We start from the raw sequence: 13,467 nt of genomic DNA, 5'->3' as shown, positions 1-13,467 counted from the left end.
ATGCCTACCTTTTCCCTCACCCTCGTGGTCATGACGTACAACGAGGCGAAGCATATTGGCCGCTGTCTGGATAGCGTGCCCTTCGCCAGTGAAAAACTTGTGGTCGACAGCGGGAGTACCGATGACACGGTAGCCATCGCGCAGGCCCACGGCGCACGGGTGGTGCACCAGCCGTGGCTGGGCTTCGGGCCGCAGCGCAATTTCGCTACGACGCAGTGCAGCAATGACTGGGTGCTGGCGCTCGACGCCGACGAGTACCTCTCGCCCGAACTGGCGGCCGAACTGGAGCAGCGGCTGCCCAAGCTGATGGCCAGCAATCTTTGCGCGGCCTACCTGCGTCGCTCCACCATCTTCATGGGCGAGCGCATGCGCTGGTACCTGCCGGGCCGTGGCGAGAAAATGGCCCGCCTGTACCACCGCGACCGCGCGCGCTGGGCCGATGTGCGCGTGCACGAGTCGCTGCGTTTCGATGGACCTTCCGTGCTGCTGAAAGAAGTGTTCAACCACGAGAACAACCCGAGCCTGCCCGAGAAACAGATCAAGGTGCTGCGCTACGCCGAACTCAAATGCCGTGACTGGCTGCAGAAGAACAAGCCGGTGCGCATGTGGCAGACGCCCTTCGTGTATCTGCTGGCCTTCGTGAAGGATTACTTCCTGCGGCTGGCCTTCCTCGATGGCTGGCGTGGCTTTGTGATCGCGCAGACAGGCGCCTCGTATGCCGCTTACAAACGCATGCGTTACTACGAGATGCGCCGCAATCCCGCGTCGCTGCAGACGGCCACCGACGCCCTGATCCGCCATGGCATCGATCGATGAGTAAAGACCCCGCTCTGAGAGAGCATTACTTGCTGTATGGCTCCGAGCGCTATGCGCTGGCCATCCTGCGTCCGATCCAGGACGCGATCCGCGCCCGCGGCGACGAGGCCGCCTGGTTCTTCGACGGTCCCGGCGCCGAAGACCTGGTGGAAGGCGAGCGCGCGCTGACGGTGGAAGAAGTGCGCGCGTGGAAGCCGCGAGCCGTGATCACCTCCAGCAATGCGGTGCCGCATTTCTTTCCCGGCGTGAAGGTGGAAACCTTCCACGGCTTCGATGCGGGCAAGCCGCGACATATCTATATCCGCGGCTTCTTCGATCTGTACTGCACCACCGGTCCGCGCGACACGGCGCAGTTCCAGGCCATCGCCGATCGCGTCGGCCACTTCAGCGTGGTGGAGACCGGCTTTCCCAAGCTGGACCCCTTCATGCGCGAAATCACCGGACCGATCCCGCCGGTGCGCCAGCCGCCGGTGATCCTGTACCACTCCACCTTCTCGCCGTCCTGGAGCGCCGCCGAAACGCTGTATGAGGAAGTCAAACGCCTCTCGCGCGACGGGCGCTGGCGCTGGATCGTGACCTTCCATCCGAAGATGGATCCGGCCACGGTGGCCAAGTACAAGGCGCTGCAGAACGAGCACCTGACGTTCGCCGAGAACGACAACATCCTCGAGCTGTTTCCGCAGGTGGACATGATGTGCTCGGACACCTCCTCCGCACTCAATGAATTCCTGCTCACCGGCAAGCCCGTGGTGACCTTCAAGAACCGCCGGCCGGGTCCGCAGCTGATCGATATCGACCAGGTGTCGCAGTTCGAGCCGGCGATCGAGCGCGCGCTGTCGCGACCGGCCGAGCTGATGCAGGCCATCCATGAGTACGGCGAGGCCATCCATCCGTATCGCGATGGCCACTCGGCCGAGCGCATCCTCAAAGCGATTGACGGCTTCATTGCCGCCGGCGGCCGCAACCGTCGCCCTAAGCCTCGGAATTTCTGGCGAAAACTGAAAATCCGCCGGCGCATCGGCTATTGGGGACCGGCCCGCTACTGAGCCCAGCCCCGGCCGCGCGGCGGCCGGGTCAGCGTGGAGCAGGGGCAGCTCGGGCTAGAATTGTTTCAATCCCATAAAGAAGACTGCCCGTGGCATCCAGCAGCTATAGCCGCTCAGAACACCTGCGCTCCCTCTGGCCATGGCTGCCGCTGTGGACCCTGGCCGCGTTGTTGGCGATCTTCTCGCACGGCCCGATGCCGCTGTATTCCACCCGCACGCTCGCGGTGGCCTGGGAGATGTGGATTCACCACGACTGGCTGGTGCCGCACATCAATGGCTCGCCCTACAGCGAGAAGGTGCCGCTGCTGTTCTGGATGATCCACGCCGGCTGGCTGGTGACCGGCGTCAACGACATCTGGCCGCGCGTGCTTGAGGTGATCTTTGGCGGCACCCAGCTGGTGCTGGTGTCGGTGCTGGCGCAGCGCCTGTTTCCGAACCGCCCGTGGGTGGCCAAGGGCGCGCCGTGGATCCTGCTGGCGCTCGGTTATGCGTTCCTGTTCGGCCTGCAGATCATGTACGAGGTGCTGCTGGCGGTCTGGGTGCTGGCTGCGCTGCTTTGCCTGACGCCCAAGCGGGACCGCGCGGAGCCGCGCTGGCTGCTGTTTGGCCTGTGCGTGGGTGCGGGCCTGCTCACCAAGGGCCCGGTGATGTTTCTGCACGTGGCCTTCCCCTTCCTGCTCGGCCCGCTGTGGAGCGACTGGGCTCGCGACAACCGCATGCGCTGGTACGGCCGCGGCGTGCTGGCGCTGCTGCTGGGCGGTGCGATGCTATTGGCCTGGGCGCTGCCTGCCGGCTTCGCGGGCGGTGAGGCTTACCGCCAACGCCTGTTCTTCACCCAGACCGCCGGCCGCGTGGTGAACGCGTTCGATCACGCACGCCCGTTCTGGTGGTACGTGCCGATGATCCCGGCGCTGCTGTTCCCGTTCAGCGGATGGCCGCGCGCCTGGGTGGCGCTCGCCACGCTGCGCCGCCCGCTCGATAGCGGCCTGCGTTTTGCGCTGTGCTGGCTGGTGCCGGTGATCGTGGTGTTCTCCTTCATCAGCGGCAAGCAGCTGTATTACCCGCTGCCGGAATTCGCTGGCGCGGCCCTGCTCGTGGCCGGCGCCATCGCGGCCCTGCGCGATCAGCGTCCGAAGCTGGCCGACAACCCCTGGCTGGGTACCTGGCCGCTGGGCGTGGGCGGCATCCTGTTCGGCATCTTCCTGTTCGTGTTGCCGGTGCTGGTCTCGCACAACGACCTGCATGGCGAATGGTTCGACACGACCCAGCGCTACAGCCGCTTCTTCAGCGTGGTGTTTGTGCTGCTGGGCGTGCTGCTGTTGTTGCGCGGTCGCGGCGAGCTGCGGCGCCTGGCGTTTGCCGGCCTGGTCGGCACGCTGGCGCTCAATACGCTGTTCACCCTCACCATGTGGCAGAACTTCGACCTGCGGCCGTCGGCCCAGTTGCTCGGCGCGGCCGATGCGCAGAACCAGGCCCTGGGCTTGCTGGGCAATTACGAAGGCCAGTTCCATTTCGCCGGCCGCCTGACCCACAGCATCGAGCGCCTGTACGAAGGCAAGTCCCTGCAGACGTTCGCGCAGGAACACCCCGATGGGCTGATCGTGGAGCATCCGGACAAGCTCACCAACGATGCGCTGCGCTATGCGCTGCTGGTGCAGCCGTTCCGCTCCGGCTGGGTGGTGATCTGGCCGGCCAAATCGCTGGCCGAACTACGCGCCGGCCGCGTGCCGCCTGAGCCACCGCACCCGACCCGGGTCTACCAGGTCGACCCGTGGCGCTCCCGCGCCCTGCAATGAACGACGCTCTGATCGCCAACCTGCGCGCGCAGTGCGGCGGTCCGCGCGATGGCGCCTTGCTGCGCTTTTCGCTGGGAAATGCGCTGCTTGCGGCGGGCGATGCCGCGGGGGCGATTCCGGAATTTCGCCAGGCCTTGGCCTTTGACGCCCGCTATTCCGCCGCGTGGAAACTGCTGGGCAAGGCGTGTCTGGCCATGGATGACCAAGCCGGCGCCGCCGACGCGTGGCGCCAGGGCATCAGCGTCGCCCTGGCGCGCGGCGACAAGCAGGCCGAGAAGGAAATGACAGTGTTTTTGCGGCGGCTGGAAAAGCAGGGCTGAGCAACCGCCCGCATCTGCCGTGCGGCGAGATATTTGTGGGAGCGCACCCTGTGCGCGACAAGCCTGCGGAGCGGTAACGACCAGGCGCCCATGTCGCGCACAGGGTGCGCTCCCACAGGTGGGATGCCGCGCAAGTGATTCAGTCGTACGGGCTTTTCCAGGTGTCCGCCGAGAAACGCTTGTACTGCCACTGGTACTGCGAGAAGGCCAGCTCCGCGCACTGTTCCACGCCTTGATTTAGCGCCCGGCAACCGATCGCGAGGTCCGCATCGGCCAGACCTTCCGGCGCCGGCAGCAGATGGATGCGAAAACCTTCGCCCTTGGGCAAGCGCTCGGCAAAGGCGAACAGCACGGTCGCACCGGTGCGCGCGGCCAGCCGCGGCAACAACACCATGGTCAGCGCATCCTGGCCGAAGAACGGCGCCACTTCGCCTTCGCCGGCACGCGGCTTCTGGTCCGGCAGGATGCCCACCGTGCCACCGGCAGCCAGTCGCTTGTACAAGGTGCGCACGCCGGCGCCTTCGGCACGCACCTGCTCCGGCGCCAGCGCGCCGCGCACCTTGCGCAGCAGGCCTTCGATCGCGGCAATGCGCGGCGGGCGATACAGGATCGCCATCGGCGTCTTGCGGCACAGCCAATAGTTGAGCAACTCCCAGCAACCCAGGTGCGGCGCCGCGATGATCACGCCCTTGCCCGACGCCAGCGCGGCATCGAACAGCGCCTCGCCACGGACCTCGCGCACCAGGTCGAGCGCACGCTCGGCATCGTTGCCCCAGATCCAGGTGATCTCGGTGGCGGAGCGGCCGGCGTCCTCCATCACTTCGCGCAGCAAGGCGGCATGCGCGCGCTTGTCCAGGCCGGGCCGGGTCAGCTGCAAGTTCACCGAGGTGTTGTGCGCGGTGCGCGTGTGCAGGGCCAGCGAGAGGCGGCCGATGGCGGCGCCCAGGGCATGCAGCGTGCGCAGCGGCAGCCGTCCAAACAGGCGCAGGAGGAGATAGAGGAGGGTGATGTCGAATCGCATGAGCGACGCAGTGTAACCGCCCGCGTCGCCGGTTCACGGGTCAACGACATGCGGCCCGGTTACGTTCTTCGCCCCAGGGCATGCTCTACAACTTTCGCAGGCTATGCGTCGGCGATAGTCAGGCCCTAAGCTTCCGCCGTCTCCGGCCGTTACCACTTTCGATGATCGCCCTGATCCAGCGTGTCCTGTCAGCCCGTGTCGATGTCGAAAACACCACCGTCGGAGCCATTGGCCCCGGCCTGCTTGCGCTGGTCGCCGTGCAGCCCGGCGACGACGAACCGCGCACCAGGCGCATGCTCGAACGCCTGCTGGGTTACCGCGTATTTGCCGACGAGCAGGGCCGCATGAACCGCTCCCTGGCCGACACCGGCGGCGAGCTGCTGCTGGTCAGCCAGTTCACCCTGGCCGCCGACACCCGTTCGGGCATGCGCCCCAGCTTCACCAGCGCGGCGACGCCCGAGGAGGGCCGCCGCTGGTTCGACCGGCTGGTGGAACTGGCCCGCGGAACGCACCCCAGGGTGGAAATCGGGCAGTTCGGCGCCCATATGAAGGTACATCTGGTCAACGACGGCCCAGTCACCTTCTGGCTGGAGACCCCATGACGCCTGCACCCCGGCGATCTCGACCAAAGACGAAAAAATCCTCGGAAGATGCCGATTTGGCGCGATTTTTGCGTGTCGGCGCTACCGATTTTCTTCCTTGAAAACTGGTCAAAAAAGCATCACATGGGTATACTGATCGGTTCCTGCATACGCGGCGGTAGGTATGAATAGCAAAGCTCCCGAGCAACAGTCTGAAATCAAGGCGCTCATCTCCAAGGGTCTGGAGCAGGGCTACCTGACCTACGCCGAGATCAACGACCACCTGCCCGACGACATTGTCGATCCGGAGCAGATCGAAGACATCATGGCGGTGCTCAAGGGCGTCGGCATTGAAGTGCACGATGCCGCTCCCGATTCCGATCCGCTCTCGGACAACGCGCCCGGCGCGTCCACCGACGACGAAGCTGCCGCCGAAGAAGCGGTCGCGTTGCTGTCGGCGGTCGATTCCGAAGTGGGCCGCACCACCGACCCGGTGCGCATGTACATGCGCGAGATGGGTACGGTCGAGCTGCTGACCCGCGAGGGCGAAATCGCCATCGCCAAGCGCATCGAGGAAGGCCTGGGCCAGGTGCAGACCGCGCTTGCCAGCTTCCCGCTGACCATCGAGCTGCTGCTCGAGGAATACGACCAGCATCTGGACGGCAAGCGCCGCCTGAGCGAAATCCTGGCCGGCTTCGCCGACCTTGAAGAAGCCGCCGACGCGGCCCAGGCTGCTGCCGCCGACGCCGAGGTTGAAGAAGCCGACGCGGACGCCGAAGACGAAGAAGAAGAAGGCGCGGCCGAAGAAGAAGAAGCCGGCCCGACTGGTCCGGACCCGGAAGAGGTCAAGCGCCGCATGGAGTTGCTGCGCGACTACTACGGCAAGTTCCAGAAGGCGGCCCCCAAGGCCACCGACATCAACGACAAGAAGGTCACCAAGCTGCGCGACCAGATGGCTGAGGAATTCCTCAAGCTCAAGCTGCCGTCCGCGCTGATCGACAGCTTCGTGCGCAAGCTGCGCGAAGTGGTGAACGATATCCGTCACCACGAGCGCGTGCTGATGGAGATCTTCGTCAAGCACGTGAAGATGCCCAAGGCCGAGTTCCTCAAGACGTTCCCCAGCAACGAGGGCAACCTCGAGTGGGCGAACGAGCTGGGCCGCAAGCGCCAGAAGTGGTCGCCGAACATCAAGACCTACAAGGAAGCGATCGACGGCGAGCAGGAAAAGCTCGGCGCGATCGAGCACAAGCTGTTCCTGCCGCTGACCGACATCAAGGAAATCAACCGCACGATGTCGATCGGCGAGGCCAAGGCACGCCGCGCCAAGAAGGAAATGGTCGAGGCCAACCTGCGCCTGGTCATCTCCATCGCCAAGAAGTACACCAACCGCGGCCTGCAGTTCCTGGACCTGATCCAGGAAGGCAACATCGGCCTGATGAAGGCGGTGGACAAGTTCGAATACCGCCGCGGCTACAAGTTCTCCACGTACGCCACGTGGTGGATCCGCCAGGCCATCACCCGCTCGATCGCCGACCAGGCCCGCACCATCCGTATCCCGGTGCACATGATCGAGACGATCAACAAGTTGAACCGCATTTCCCGCCAGATGCTGCAGCAGTTCGGCCGCGAGCCGACGCCCGAAGAGCTGGCCAAGGAAATGGACATGCCTGAGGACAAGATCCGCAAGGTGCTGAAGATCGCGAAGGAACCGATCTCGATGGAAACCCCGATCGGCGACGACGAGGATTCCCATCTTGGCGATTTCATCGAGGACACCAACGCGTCCTCGCCGATCGAGTCAGCCACCGAAACGGGCCTGATGGAAACCGTGCGCGACGTGCTCGCCGGCCTTACGCCGCGCGAAGCCAAGGTACTGCGCATGCGCTTCGGCATCGACATGAACACGGATCACACGCTGGAAGAAGTCGGCAAGCAGTTCGACGTCACGCGTGAACGCATCCGCCAGATCGAGGCCAAGGCACTGCGCAAGCTGCGTCACCCGAGCCGCTCGGAACAGCTGCGCTCGTTCCTCGACATCGACTAAGCACACGCTGGTGCATTTGCAGAGAGCCCCGCGAAAGCGGGGCTTTTTGTTGGGGCCTCACGCGACCCGATGACCTGTGGGAGCGCACCCTGTGCGCGACAGCCGGCGAAGCCGGCATGGCCTCGCCGCAAGATCCCATTGCACGGTAAGCCGATAGACCGCGTCGCGCACAGGGTGCGCTCCCACAGGGGGCACGGTCGACTTCACCCACCCGCATCGTAAAAAAACTGCTCCTGCACGATCTTGTCGTCCTTCACGTGATAGACGCAGATCTCCTGCATGTTGACGCGGCCGTATTCCTTCATGGTCACATCCAGCGTCATCACGACGCTGAACCAGTTGCCGGCGATCAGCGGCTCGCTGACTTGTACGCCGTGCATCTCGGTGACACCCGCCTGGAAGCGCTTGCCCTTCTCGAGGATGGCGTCCAGGCCTTTGACGTTGCCGAGCGGGCCCTGCGCCATGCCCTCCGGCTCGATGCTCACGGCGTCCTTGGCATAAAGCTCGTGCTGCGCTTCCTCGAACTGGCCGTGGCGGCACATGGCCACCAGGCGCTTTGCTACGGATTCGGTACTCATCGTGGAACCTCCGGCTGGCGAGGCCCGCGAGCGTAACGCCGCCCGCGGTAGCCGGATGTGAAGGTGCGCCGTTCATGGCGCACCTTCACGCACACATCAATGCTTGCCGACGTTGTCGGTGTCGCCGATGAAGCGCGCCACGTTGTCGTGCAGCTGTTTGAGCGAATCCTCGTGGGCGTAGACCATGTGCCCCGACGGATACCACGCATAGGAGATGTTCTTCTCCAGGTTCGCCGGTATCGGCATGTGATGCATCTCGTAGTCGGCCGCGAAATAAGGCGTGGCCAGATCGTAGTAGCCGCCGTTGAGCGAAACGCGCAGGTTCGGATTGGTCTTCATCGCCGTGGCCAGATCAGGCATCACGTTGGTCGACTGCTGCAGCGATTCGGTCGAGCCCGGCGCCTTGTGCGAGAAGTCCCAGTTGTCGATGTTGGCGAACAAGCGATAGGTCTGGTTTTCGCCAAACTTGAGCTGGCGCCGCACGTAGTCGTTGAACGCCGCCACATAGGCCGAGCTGATCGCCGAGGACTGCGGATCGTAGTCGGACGACTTGCTCAGCGGGTCGATCGAGGGACCCGAGAAGCGGCTGTCCAGGCGGCCGGTGGTGATGTCGCCATCGGCCTGCAGCTCATGCTCGAACATGCCGCCGTCGACACGCAGGTTGGCCTTCATCAGGTAGGCAACCGGCAGGCCGGTGTACTGATGCAGCTTCTGCGCCACGGCCTGCTTGCGGCCCTGGTCCAGACGCGAGCCGGCCATCAGGGCTGAGGCGTAGTCGGTCATGGCGTACTGCTCCACTTCGCGCAGGAAGGGCTCCAGCGCGGCGGGCTGCTGCGGCAGCTTGTGGTGGTAGTACGCCGTGGCCGCGAAGGTCGGCAGGCCAACCACGTACGGCAGATCCACGCCCGGGTTGTTGGCCGGACCATCGATGCTGCTGTCGAAACTGAGGATCTGCGACAGCAGGATCACGCCGTTGAGGTCGACGCTGTTTTCATTTTCCAGAATATTGGCCACCACCGCCGAGCGCGTGGTGCCGTAGCTTTCGCCGAACAAGTACTTGGGCGAGTTCCAGCGGTTGTACTTGGACAGGAACTGGGTGATGAACTGCGCGAAGGCATGGCCGTCGCCATCGACGCTGTAGACCGTCTTCTTGCGGTCCTTCATCAACTCTTCGCGCTTGCCCTTGTCGGCGTCGTCGGCGATCAGGCGACTGAAGCCTGCGCCGGGCGCATCGATGAAGACCAGATCGGAGGCATCGAGCAAGCTGTAATCGTTGTTCACCAGGCCGTACGGCGCAGCCGGTGTATGCGCATCATCGCTGGTCACCACGCGCTTGGGCCCGAACGCGCCCATGTGCAGCCACACCGTGGCCGAACCCGGGCCGCCGTTGTAGACAAAGGTGATCGGCCGCTTGCCCGGCTCCGCGCCTTTCTTGAAGTACGCGGCGTAGAACATGCTGATCTGCGGCTCGCTCTCCTTGTCGCCGCTGCCATGCAACACCAACGTGCCCGCCACCGCCTTGTAGTCAATGCTCTTGCCCTCGACCTTCACCGTGCCCGAGGTCTCCGACGTCTGCGGTTTGAGCAGCACGGCATCGGGCTTGTCCTCCGGCTTGTCCTTGTTGTCTTTCTTGTCATCGGCATGAACCGCCGTACCGAGCAACAGCGTGGCCAGCGCCACGACGAGGGGAAGCTTGCGCATGAAAGTGAAACCTCTGAACGGACGCGGTAGCGCGACGCTCCAGCTTAGGTGCCGTGGCTGGGTGGTTTCATACGCCAGAAGTCATTGGCGGGGGAACTCTGCGACGGCTGCATAATCGCGAGATCTCGCGATGTTTCCCAAGCTTTCAATCGGGCCTGATGAAAGCGCGAGGCTAGATGGCCCCCTCGCCCCAACCCTCTCCCCGGAGGGGAGAGGGAGAAGTGTGGTGCACCGCTCCGTAGGTTTGTCGCGCACAGGGTGCGCTCCCACAGACAAGCAGCTGCGGCAGACGTAAGTAGGGATGTCTAAAGCCGACGCGCAGCGAGGCCCCGCTCTAAGTCCTCAGCGATTCGGGCGCGTTGCGCAGCGCATTGAGGTACCCGCTGTGTACCCTCGGAGGTTGTCCCGCAACGACGCGCCTCGAGCGTTCGGGCTTATCCCAGCACGATGCTGCGGGCGTTATCAGGCCATTTTCTTTGGGTTACTTTTCTTTTGGGCCAGCAAAAGAAAAGTGACTCGAGCGCCGGCAGGCGATCGAAACGCCCGCCGCGTAGGCGGCACGCTGGCGGCAGCGCGACAATAGTGGCGCACCGCTACTGGATGACTAGCCATTCGGCTGTTGAAGAGCGCCTCCGGCCTACGCCGGAATGACGACTTCACCCCCAGGCGATCACTCCAATCGCCCCCAACGCCAACACCACACCCCCCGCATTAACCCAACTCAAGCGCTCACGGAATGCCACCGTGCCAACCACCGCCCCCAACGCCACCACCCCCAGATTCATACTGGCAAACACCAGCGACGGATGATCCGGCAACGCCTGATGCCCCCGCACGTAAAACACGATATTGCCAAAGTTGGCCAACCCCAACAGCAACCCCGCCACCGCATCGCGCAACGTGAAAAACGTGCGGTCATGCCAGCGACGCCACAACAGGATCGCCAGCGACACCACCAGCGCCAGAGCGAACATCGCCTGCAATGAAGCTGCAAACGGCGTACCCGCAGCCGCCACACGCTTGAACAGAATATCGATCGCGCCAAAACCCGCGAACACCACCAGCGGCCAAAGCCAGCTACGTTCACCCTCGCCGTGAGTGGCAGCCGATCCGCGCCACACCATGCACGCAAGCGCGACCAAACCTATCGCGATGCCAAAACCTTTGCCCATACTCAGCGTTTCGCCGAACAGCAGGAACGCCGCCAGCAGGGAAATCAGCAGCGACAGGCGCTGCGCTGCGTCCGTGCGCACGATGCCGGCGCTGCTCACCGAGGCGGCAAGCGCCAGAAAGATCAACGGCAACAGCAGGCCCAACCCGACAAAGCCCAGCCAGGGCGCCTGCGCGCTGGACAACACGGTTAACGAAGGGCGAAACACCAACATCGTGAGCGCACTGGTGGCGACGTAGTTCCAGGCGATCGCCTGTCCGACATCCACGGACAGTCGGCGGGAGAGCTTCAGCAAGACCGACACCAGTACGCTGCAGACCACGCTCAGCAACACGTAAACCATGAAGATTCCTTGTGGGCGACACGGCGGTTCCGCTCCGCCGATATACCCGGTGTAGATGTCAACTTTCCTGCGGTGCGCCAGCCGCACCGGCGACGCTCACCGTTGCAGGGCGAATCGCTCGCGGTAGCGTGCCGGGCTCAGCTGCAGGTGCTGTCGGAAATGGTGACGTAGGGTATCCGCACTGCCGAATCCGCACACCTCGGCCACGCGGTCCACGCCCATCTCGCTGCCCTCCAGCAGCTCACGCGCGCGCCCGAGGCGCTCATGCGTCAACCACTGCTTGGGCGAGCATCCGGTGGCTTCCTCGAAGCGCCGCAAGAGCGTGCGCTCGCTCATGCGGGCGCGCTCGGCCAACACTGCCACAGGCTGTGGCTGGTCGAGGTGGCGACGCATCCACTCCAGCAGTTTGCCCAGTCCCGCGCCCTGCGCCGGCATGGGCGACTGGATGAACTGTGCCTGCCCGCCATCGCGATGCGCCGGCACCACCGCACGACGCGCGACGCTATTGGCCACTTCCGCGCCATAGTCCCGGCGAATCAGGTGCAGCGAAAGATCCAGCGCCGCCGCGCTGCCTGCCGAGGTGAGCAGCTGACCCTCGTCGACATAGAGCACATCCGGCTCGATGCGGATGCGCGGATAGCGCTCGGCCAGGGCCTCGGCATAGCGCCAATGCGTGGTCGCGCGACGATCATCGAGCAGTCCCGTGGCGGCAAGCACGAACACGCCCGAGCAATACGACAGCAAGCGCGCGCCGCGCGCATGCGCCGCACGCAGAGCCTCAAGCAGCGGCTCGGGTGGCGCCGCGTCGATGCCTCGCCAACCCGGCACGATGATGGTGCCGGCGCCAGCGAGCGCCTCGAGGCCACCATCGGCCAGCACGCGCAAGCCGCCGGCCGCGCGCATCGGGCCGCGGTCCACCGCGCACAGCCGAAAGTCGTACCAGTCGGCCAGTTCGGGGCGCGGCAGGCCGAACATCTCCACGGCGATGCCGAACTCGAAGGTGCACAGCCCGTCGTAGACCAGGGCCGCCACCTGCCGGTTGGGCGGACCGGACAGGCGTCCGGATCGTTTTGGCGGTTTCTTCATGGTGACTGGCATTCTTGCCAATGTCGGCGTAGCGCGCCAGTGCCGATACTGACGCTGTCTTTCCACTGGAGTGATTCCATGAGCAGCGTGGTGCAACGTGTCTCCCCCGCCGCCAGCGATGAAGCGCTGGCGCATTTCCAGGCCCGGCTCGGCTTCGAGACCGATTGTGCCGACGTCTATTACGCGACCCACCATGAAGCGAAGGATTTCGTGCTGCTGGACGTGCGCACGCCAACGCTCTACGCCGCCGGTCACGTGCCGGGTGCGCTCAACCTGCCCACCCGCATGATCAGCGAGCAGCGCCTGGCGGAATACTCGCCCGACACGCTGTTCGTCGTGTACTGCGCCGGCCCGCACTGCAACGGCGCCAACAAGGCGGCGGTGAAGCTCGCGCAACTTGGCCGTCCGGTGAAGGAGATGATCGGCGGGCTCACCGGGTGGATCGATGAAGGCTTCGGCCTCGAGCGTTGAGATGCAGCACGACGTCAGAATTCGCCGGGCGCATGCTCCGGATGTGCCCGAGCTCATGGCGATCTGCGCCGAGCACGCGGATTTCGAACGGCTGCCACATGTTCCCGGCGAGCGCGCCGCAGCGCTTGCCGACGCCCTCGATGGCGATACGCCTCGGCTGATGGCGTGGCTCGCTTGCATCGGCGACGCCGTGGTGGGTTATGCCAGTGCGACGGTCGATTTCTCCACGCTTGATCGTGTCAGTTATCTGTACATGGATTGCCTCTATGTGCGCGCGCCATGGCGCAACCATGCGATCGGACGCCAGCTATGGGAGCACGTGATCGCCCACGCATCAGCGCAGCGATGCGCATCCGTGCAATGGCAGACGCCCGCCTGGAACGATGGAGCAGCGCGTTTTTACCGAAGGCTGGGCGCCAACGAACATGCCAAGCTGCGCTACGTGTTGCCGCTGGACGGCGCATGACGTCGCGGAGCTGCCGCAAGCTACTCT

General features: G+C 64.6%; 13 protein-coding genes. 8 read left to right on the top strand and 5 right to left on the bottom strand.

Features of this window, described 5'->3' with window-relative positions:
* From AC1DKY_RS01110 to AC1DKY_RS01095, 4 genes are all read left to right on the top strand, one after another.
* The gene (locus tag AC1DKY_RS01110; RefSeq protein ID WP_441601908.1) at nucleotides 1-816 is read left to right on the top strand and encodes a glycosyltransferase family 2 protein; all 816 of its coding nucleotides are present in this window, start codon (nucleotides 1-3) and stop codon (nucleotides 814-816) included.
* Nucleotides 813-1,862, top strand: coding sequence for a UDP-N-acetylglucosamine 2-epimerase (locus tag AC1DKY_RS01105; protein WP_441601907.1), 1,050 nt, complete (start codon nucleotides 813-815; stop codon nucleotides 1,860-1,862). The genes AC1DKY_RS01110 and AC1DKY_RS01105 overlap by 4 nt, the downstream gene beginning before the upstream one ends.
* 89 nt (nucleotides 1,863-1,951) lie before the next feature.
* Nucleotides 1,952-3,658: an ArnT family glycosyltransferase gene (locus AC1DKY_RS01100; protein ID WP_441601906.1), complete on the top strand. Its 1,707-nt coding sequence runs from the start codon at nucleotides 1,952-1,954 to the stop codon at nucleotides 3,656-3,658.
* Nucleotides 3,655-3,978 (top strand): hypothetical protein, encoded by a 324-nt coding sequence (locus AC1DKY_RS01095; RefSeq protein WP_441601905.1) that lies wholly within the window; start codon nucleotides 3,655-3,657, stop codon nucleotides 3,976-3,978. Before AC1DKY_RS01100 ends, AC1DKY_RS01095 begins: the two co-directional genes overlap by 4 nt.
* 139 nt (nucleotides 3,979-4,117) lie before the next feature.
* Here AC1DKY_RS01095 and AC1DKY_RS01090 read toward each other — a convergent pair whose 3' ends face one another.
* Entirely contained in the window at nucleotides 4,118-4,999 is an 882-nt protein-coding gene (locus AC1DKY_RS01090) for an LpxL/LpxP family acyltransferase (protein WP_441601904.1), read from the bottom strand.
* A gap of 161 nt (nucleotides 5,000-5,160) precedes the next feature.
* On the opposite strand from AC1DKY_RS01090, the gene dtd reads away from it, so the two are divergent.
* On the top strand, nucleotides 5,161-5,601 hold the full coding sequence (dtd, locus tag AC1DKY_RS01085; protein WP_441601903.1) for a D-aminoacyl-tRNA deacylase: 441 nt from the start codon (nucleotides 5,161-5,163) through the stop codon (nucleotides 5,599-5,601).
* Nucleotides 5,602-5,764: 163 nt separating this feature from the next.
* Nucleotides 5,765-7,624, top strand: a complete 1,860-nt coding sequence (gene rpoD, locus AC1DKY_RS01080) for an RNA polymerase sigma factor RpoD (RefSeq protein ID WP_441601902.1) — start codon at nucleotides 5,765-5,767, stop codon at nucleotides 7,622-7,624.
* A gap of 203 nt (nucleotides 7,625-7,827) precedes the next feature.
* Here the strand turns inward: rpoD and AC1DKY_RS01075 are convergent, their stop codons facing one another.
* From AC1DKY_RS01075 to ftrA, 4 genes are all read right to left on the bottom strand, one after another.
* On the bottom strand, nucleotides 7,828-8,202 hold the full coding sequence (locus tag AC1DKY_RS01075; protein WP_441601901.1) for a SnoaL-like domain-containing protein: 375 nt from the start codon (nucleotides 8,200-8,202) through the stop codon (nucleotides 7,828-7,830).
* 96 nt (nucleotides 8,203-8,298) lie between these two features.
* Nucleotides 8,299-9,903: a S10 family peptidase gene (locus tag AC1DKY_RS01070; RefSeq protein WP_441601900.1), complete on the bottom strand. Its 1,605-nt coding sequence runs from the start codon at nucleotides 9,901-9,903 to the stop codon at nucleotides 8,299-8,301.
* Between the two features lie 656 nt (nucleotides 9,904-10,559).
* Nucleotides 10,560-11,417, bottom strand: a complete 858-nt coding sequence (locus tag AC1DKY_RS01065) for an EamA/RhaT family transporter (protein ID WP_441602135.1) — start codon at nucleotides 11,415-11,417, stop codon at nucleotides 10,560-10,562.
* Between the two features lie 96 nt (nucleotides 11,418-11,513).
* Nucleotides 11,514-12,503 (bottom strand): transcriptional regulator FtrA, encoded by a 990-nt coding sequence (ftrA, locus tag AC1DKY_RS01060; RefSeq protein ID WP_441601899.1) that lies wholly within the window; start codon nucleotides 12,501-12,503, stop codon nucleotides 11,514-11,516.
* 78 nt (nucleotides 12,504-12,581) lie between these two features.
* On the opposite strand from ftrA, the gene AC1DKY_RS01055 reads away from it, so the two are divergent.
* Both AC1DKY_RS01055 and AC1DKY_RS01050 read left to right on the top strand, forming a co-directional pair.
* A complete protein-coding gene (locus AC1DKY_RS01055; protein WP_441601898.1) occupies nucleotides 12,582-12,974 on the top strand; it encodes a rhodanese-like domain-containing protein in 393 nt (130 codons plus the stop codon).
* 1 nt (nucleotide 12,975) lies between these two features.
* The gene (locus AC1DKY_RS01050; RefSeq protein WP_441601897.1) at nucleotides 12,976-13,440 is read left to right on the top strand and encodes a GNAT family N-acetyltransferase; all 465 of its coding nucleotides are present in this window, start codon (nucleotides 12,976-12,978) and stop codon (nucleotides 13,438-13,440) included.
* Nucleotides 13,441-13,467: the final 27 nt, after the last annotated feature.

Source organism: Dyella sp. 01N448 (assembly GCF_056399225.1).
Note: the sequence above shows the minus strand (reverse complement) of the source record. Positions and strands in the feature narration are given on the sequence as shown.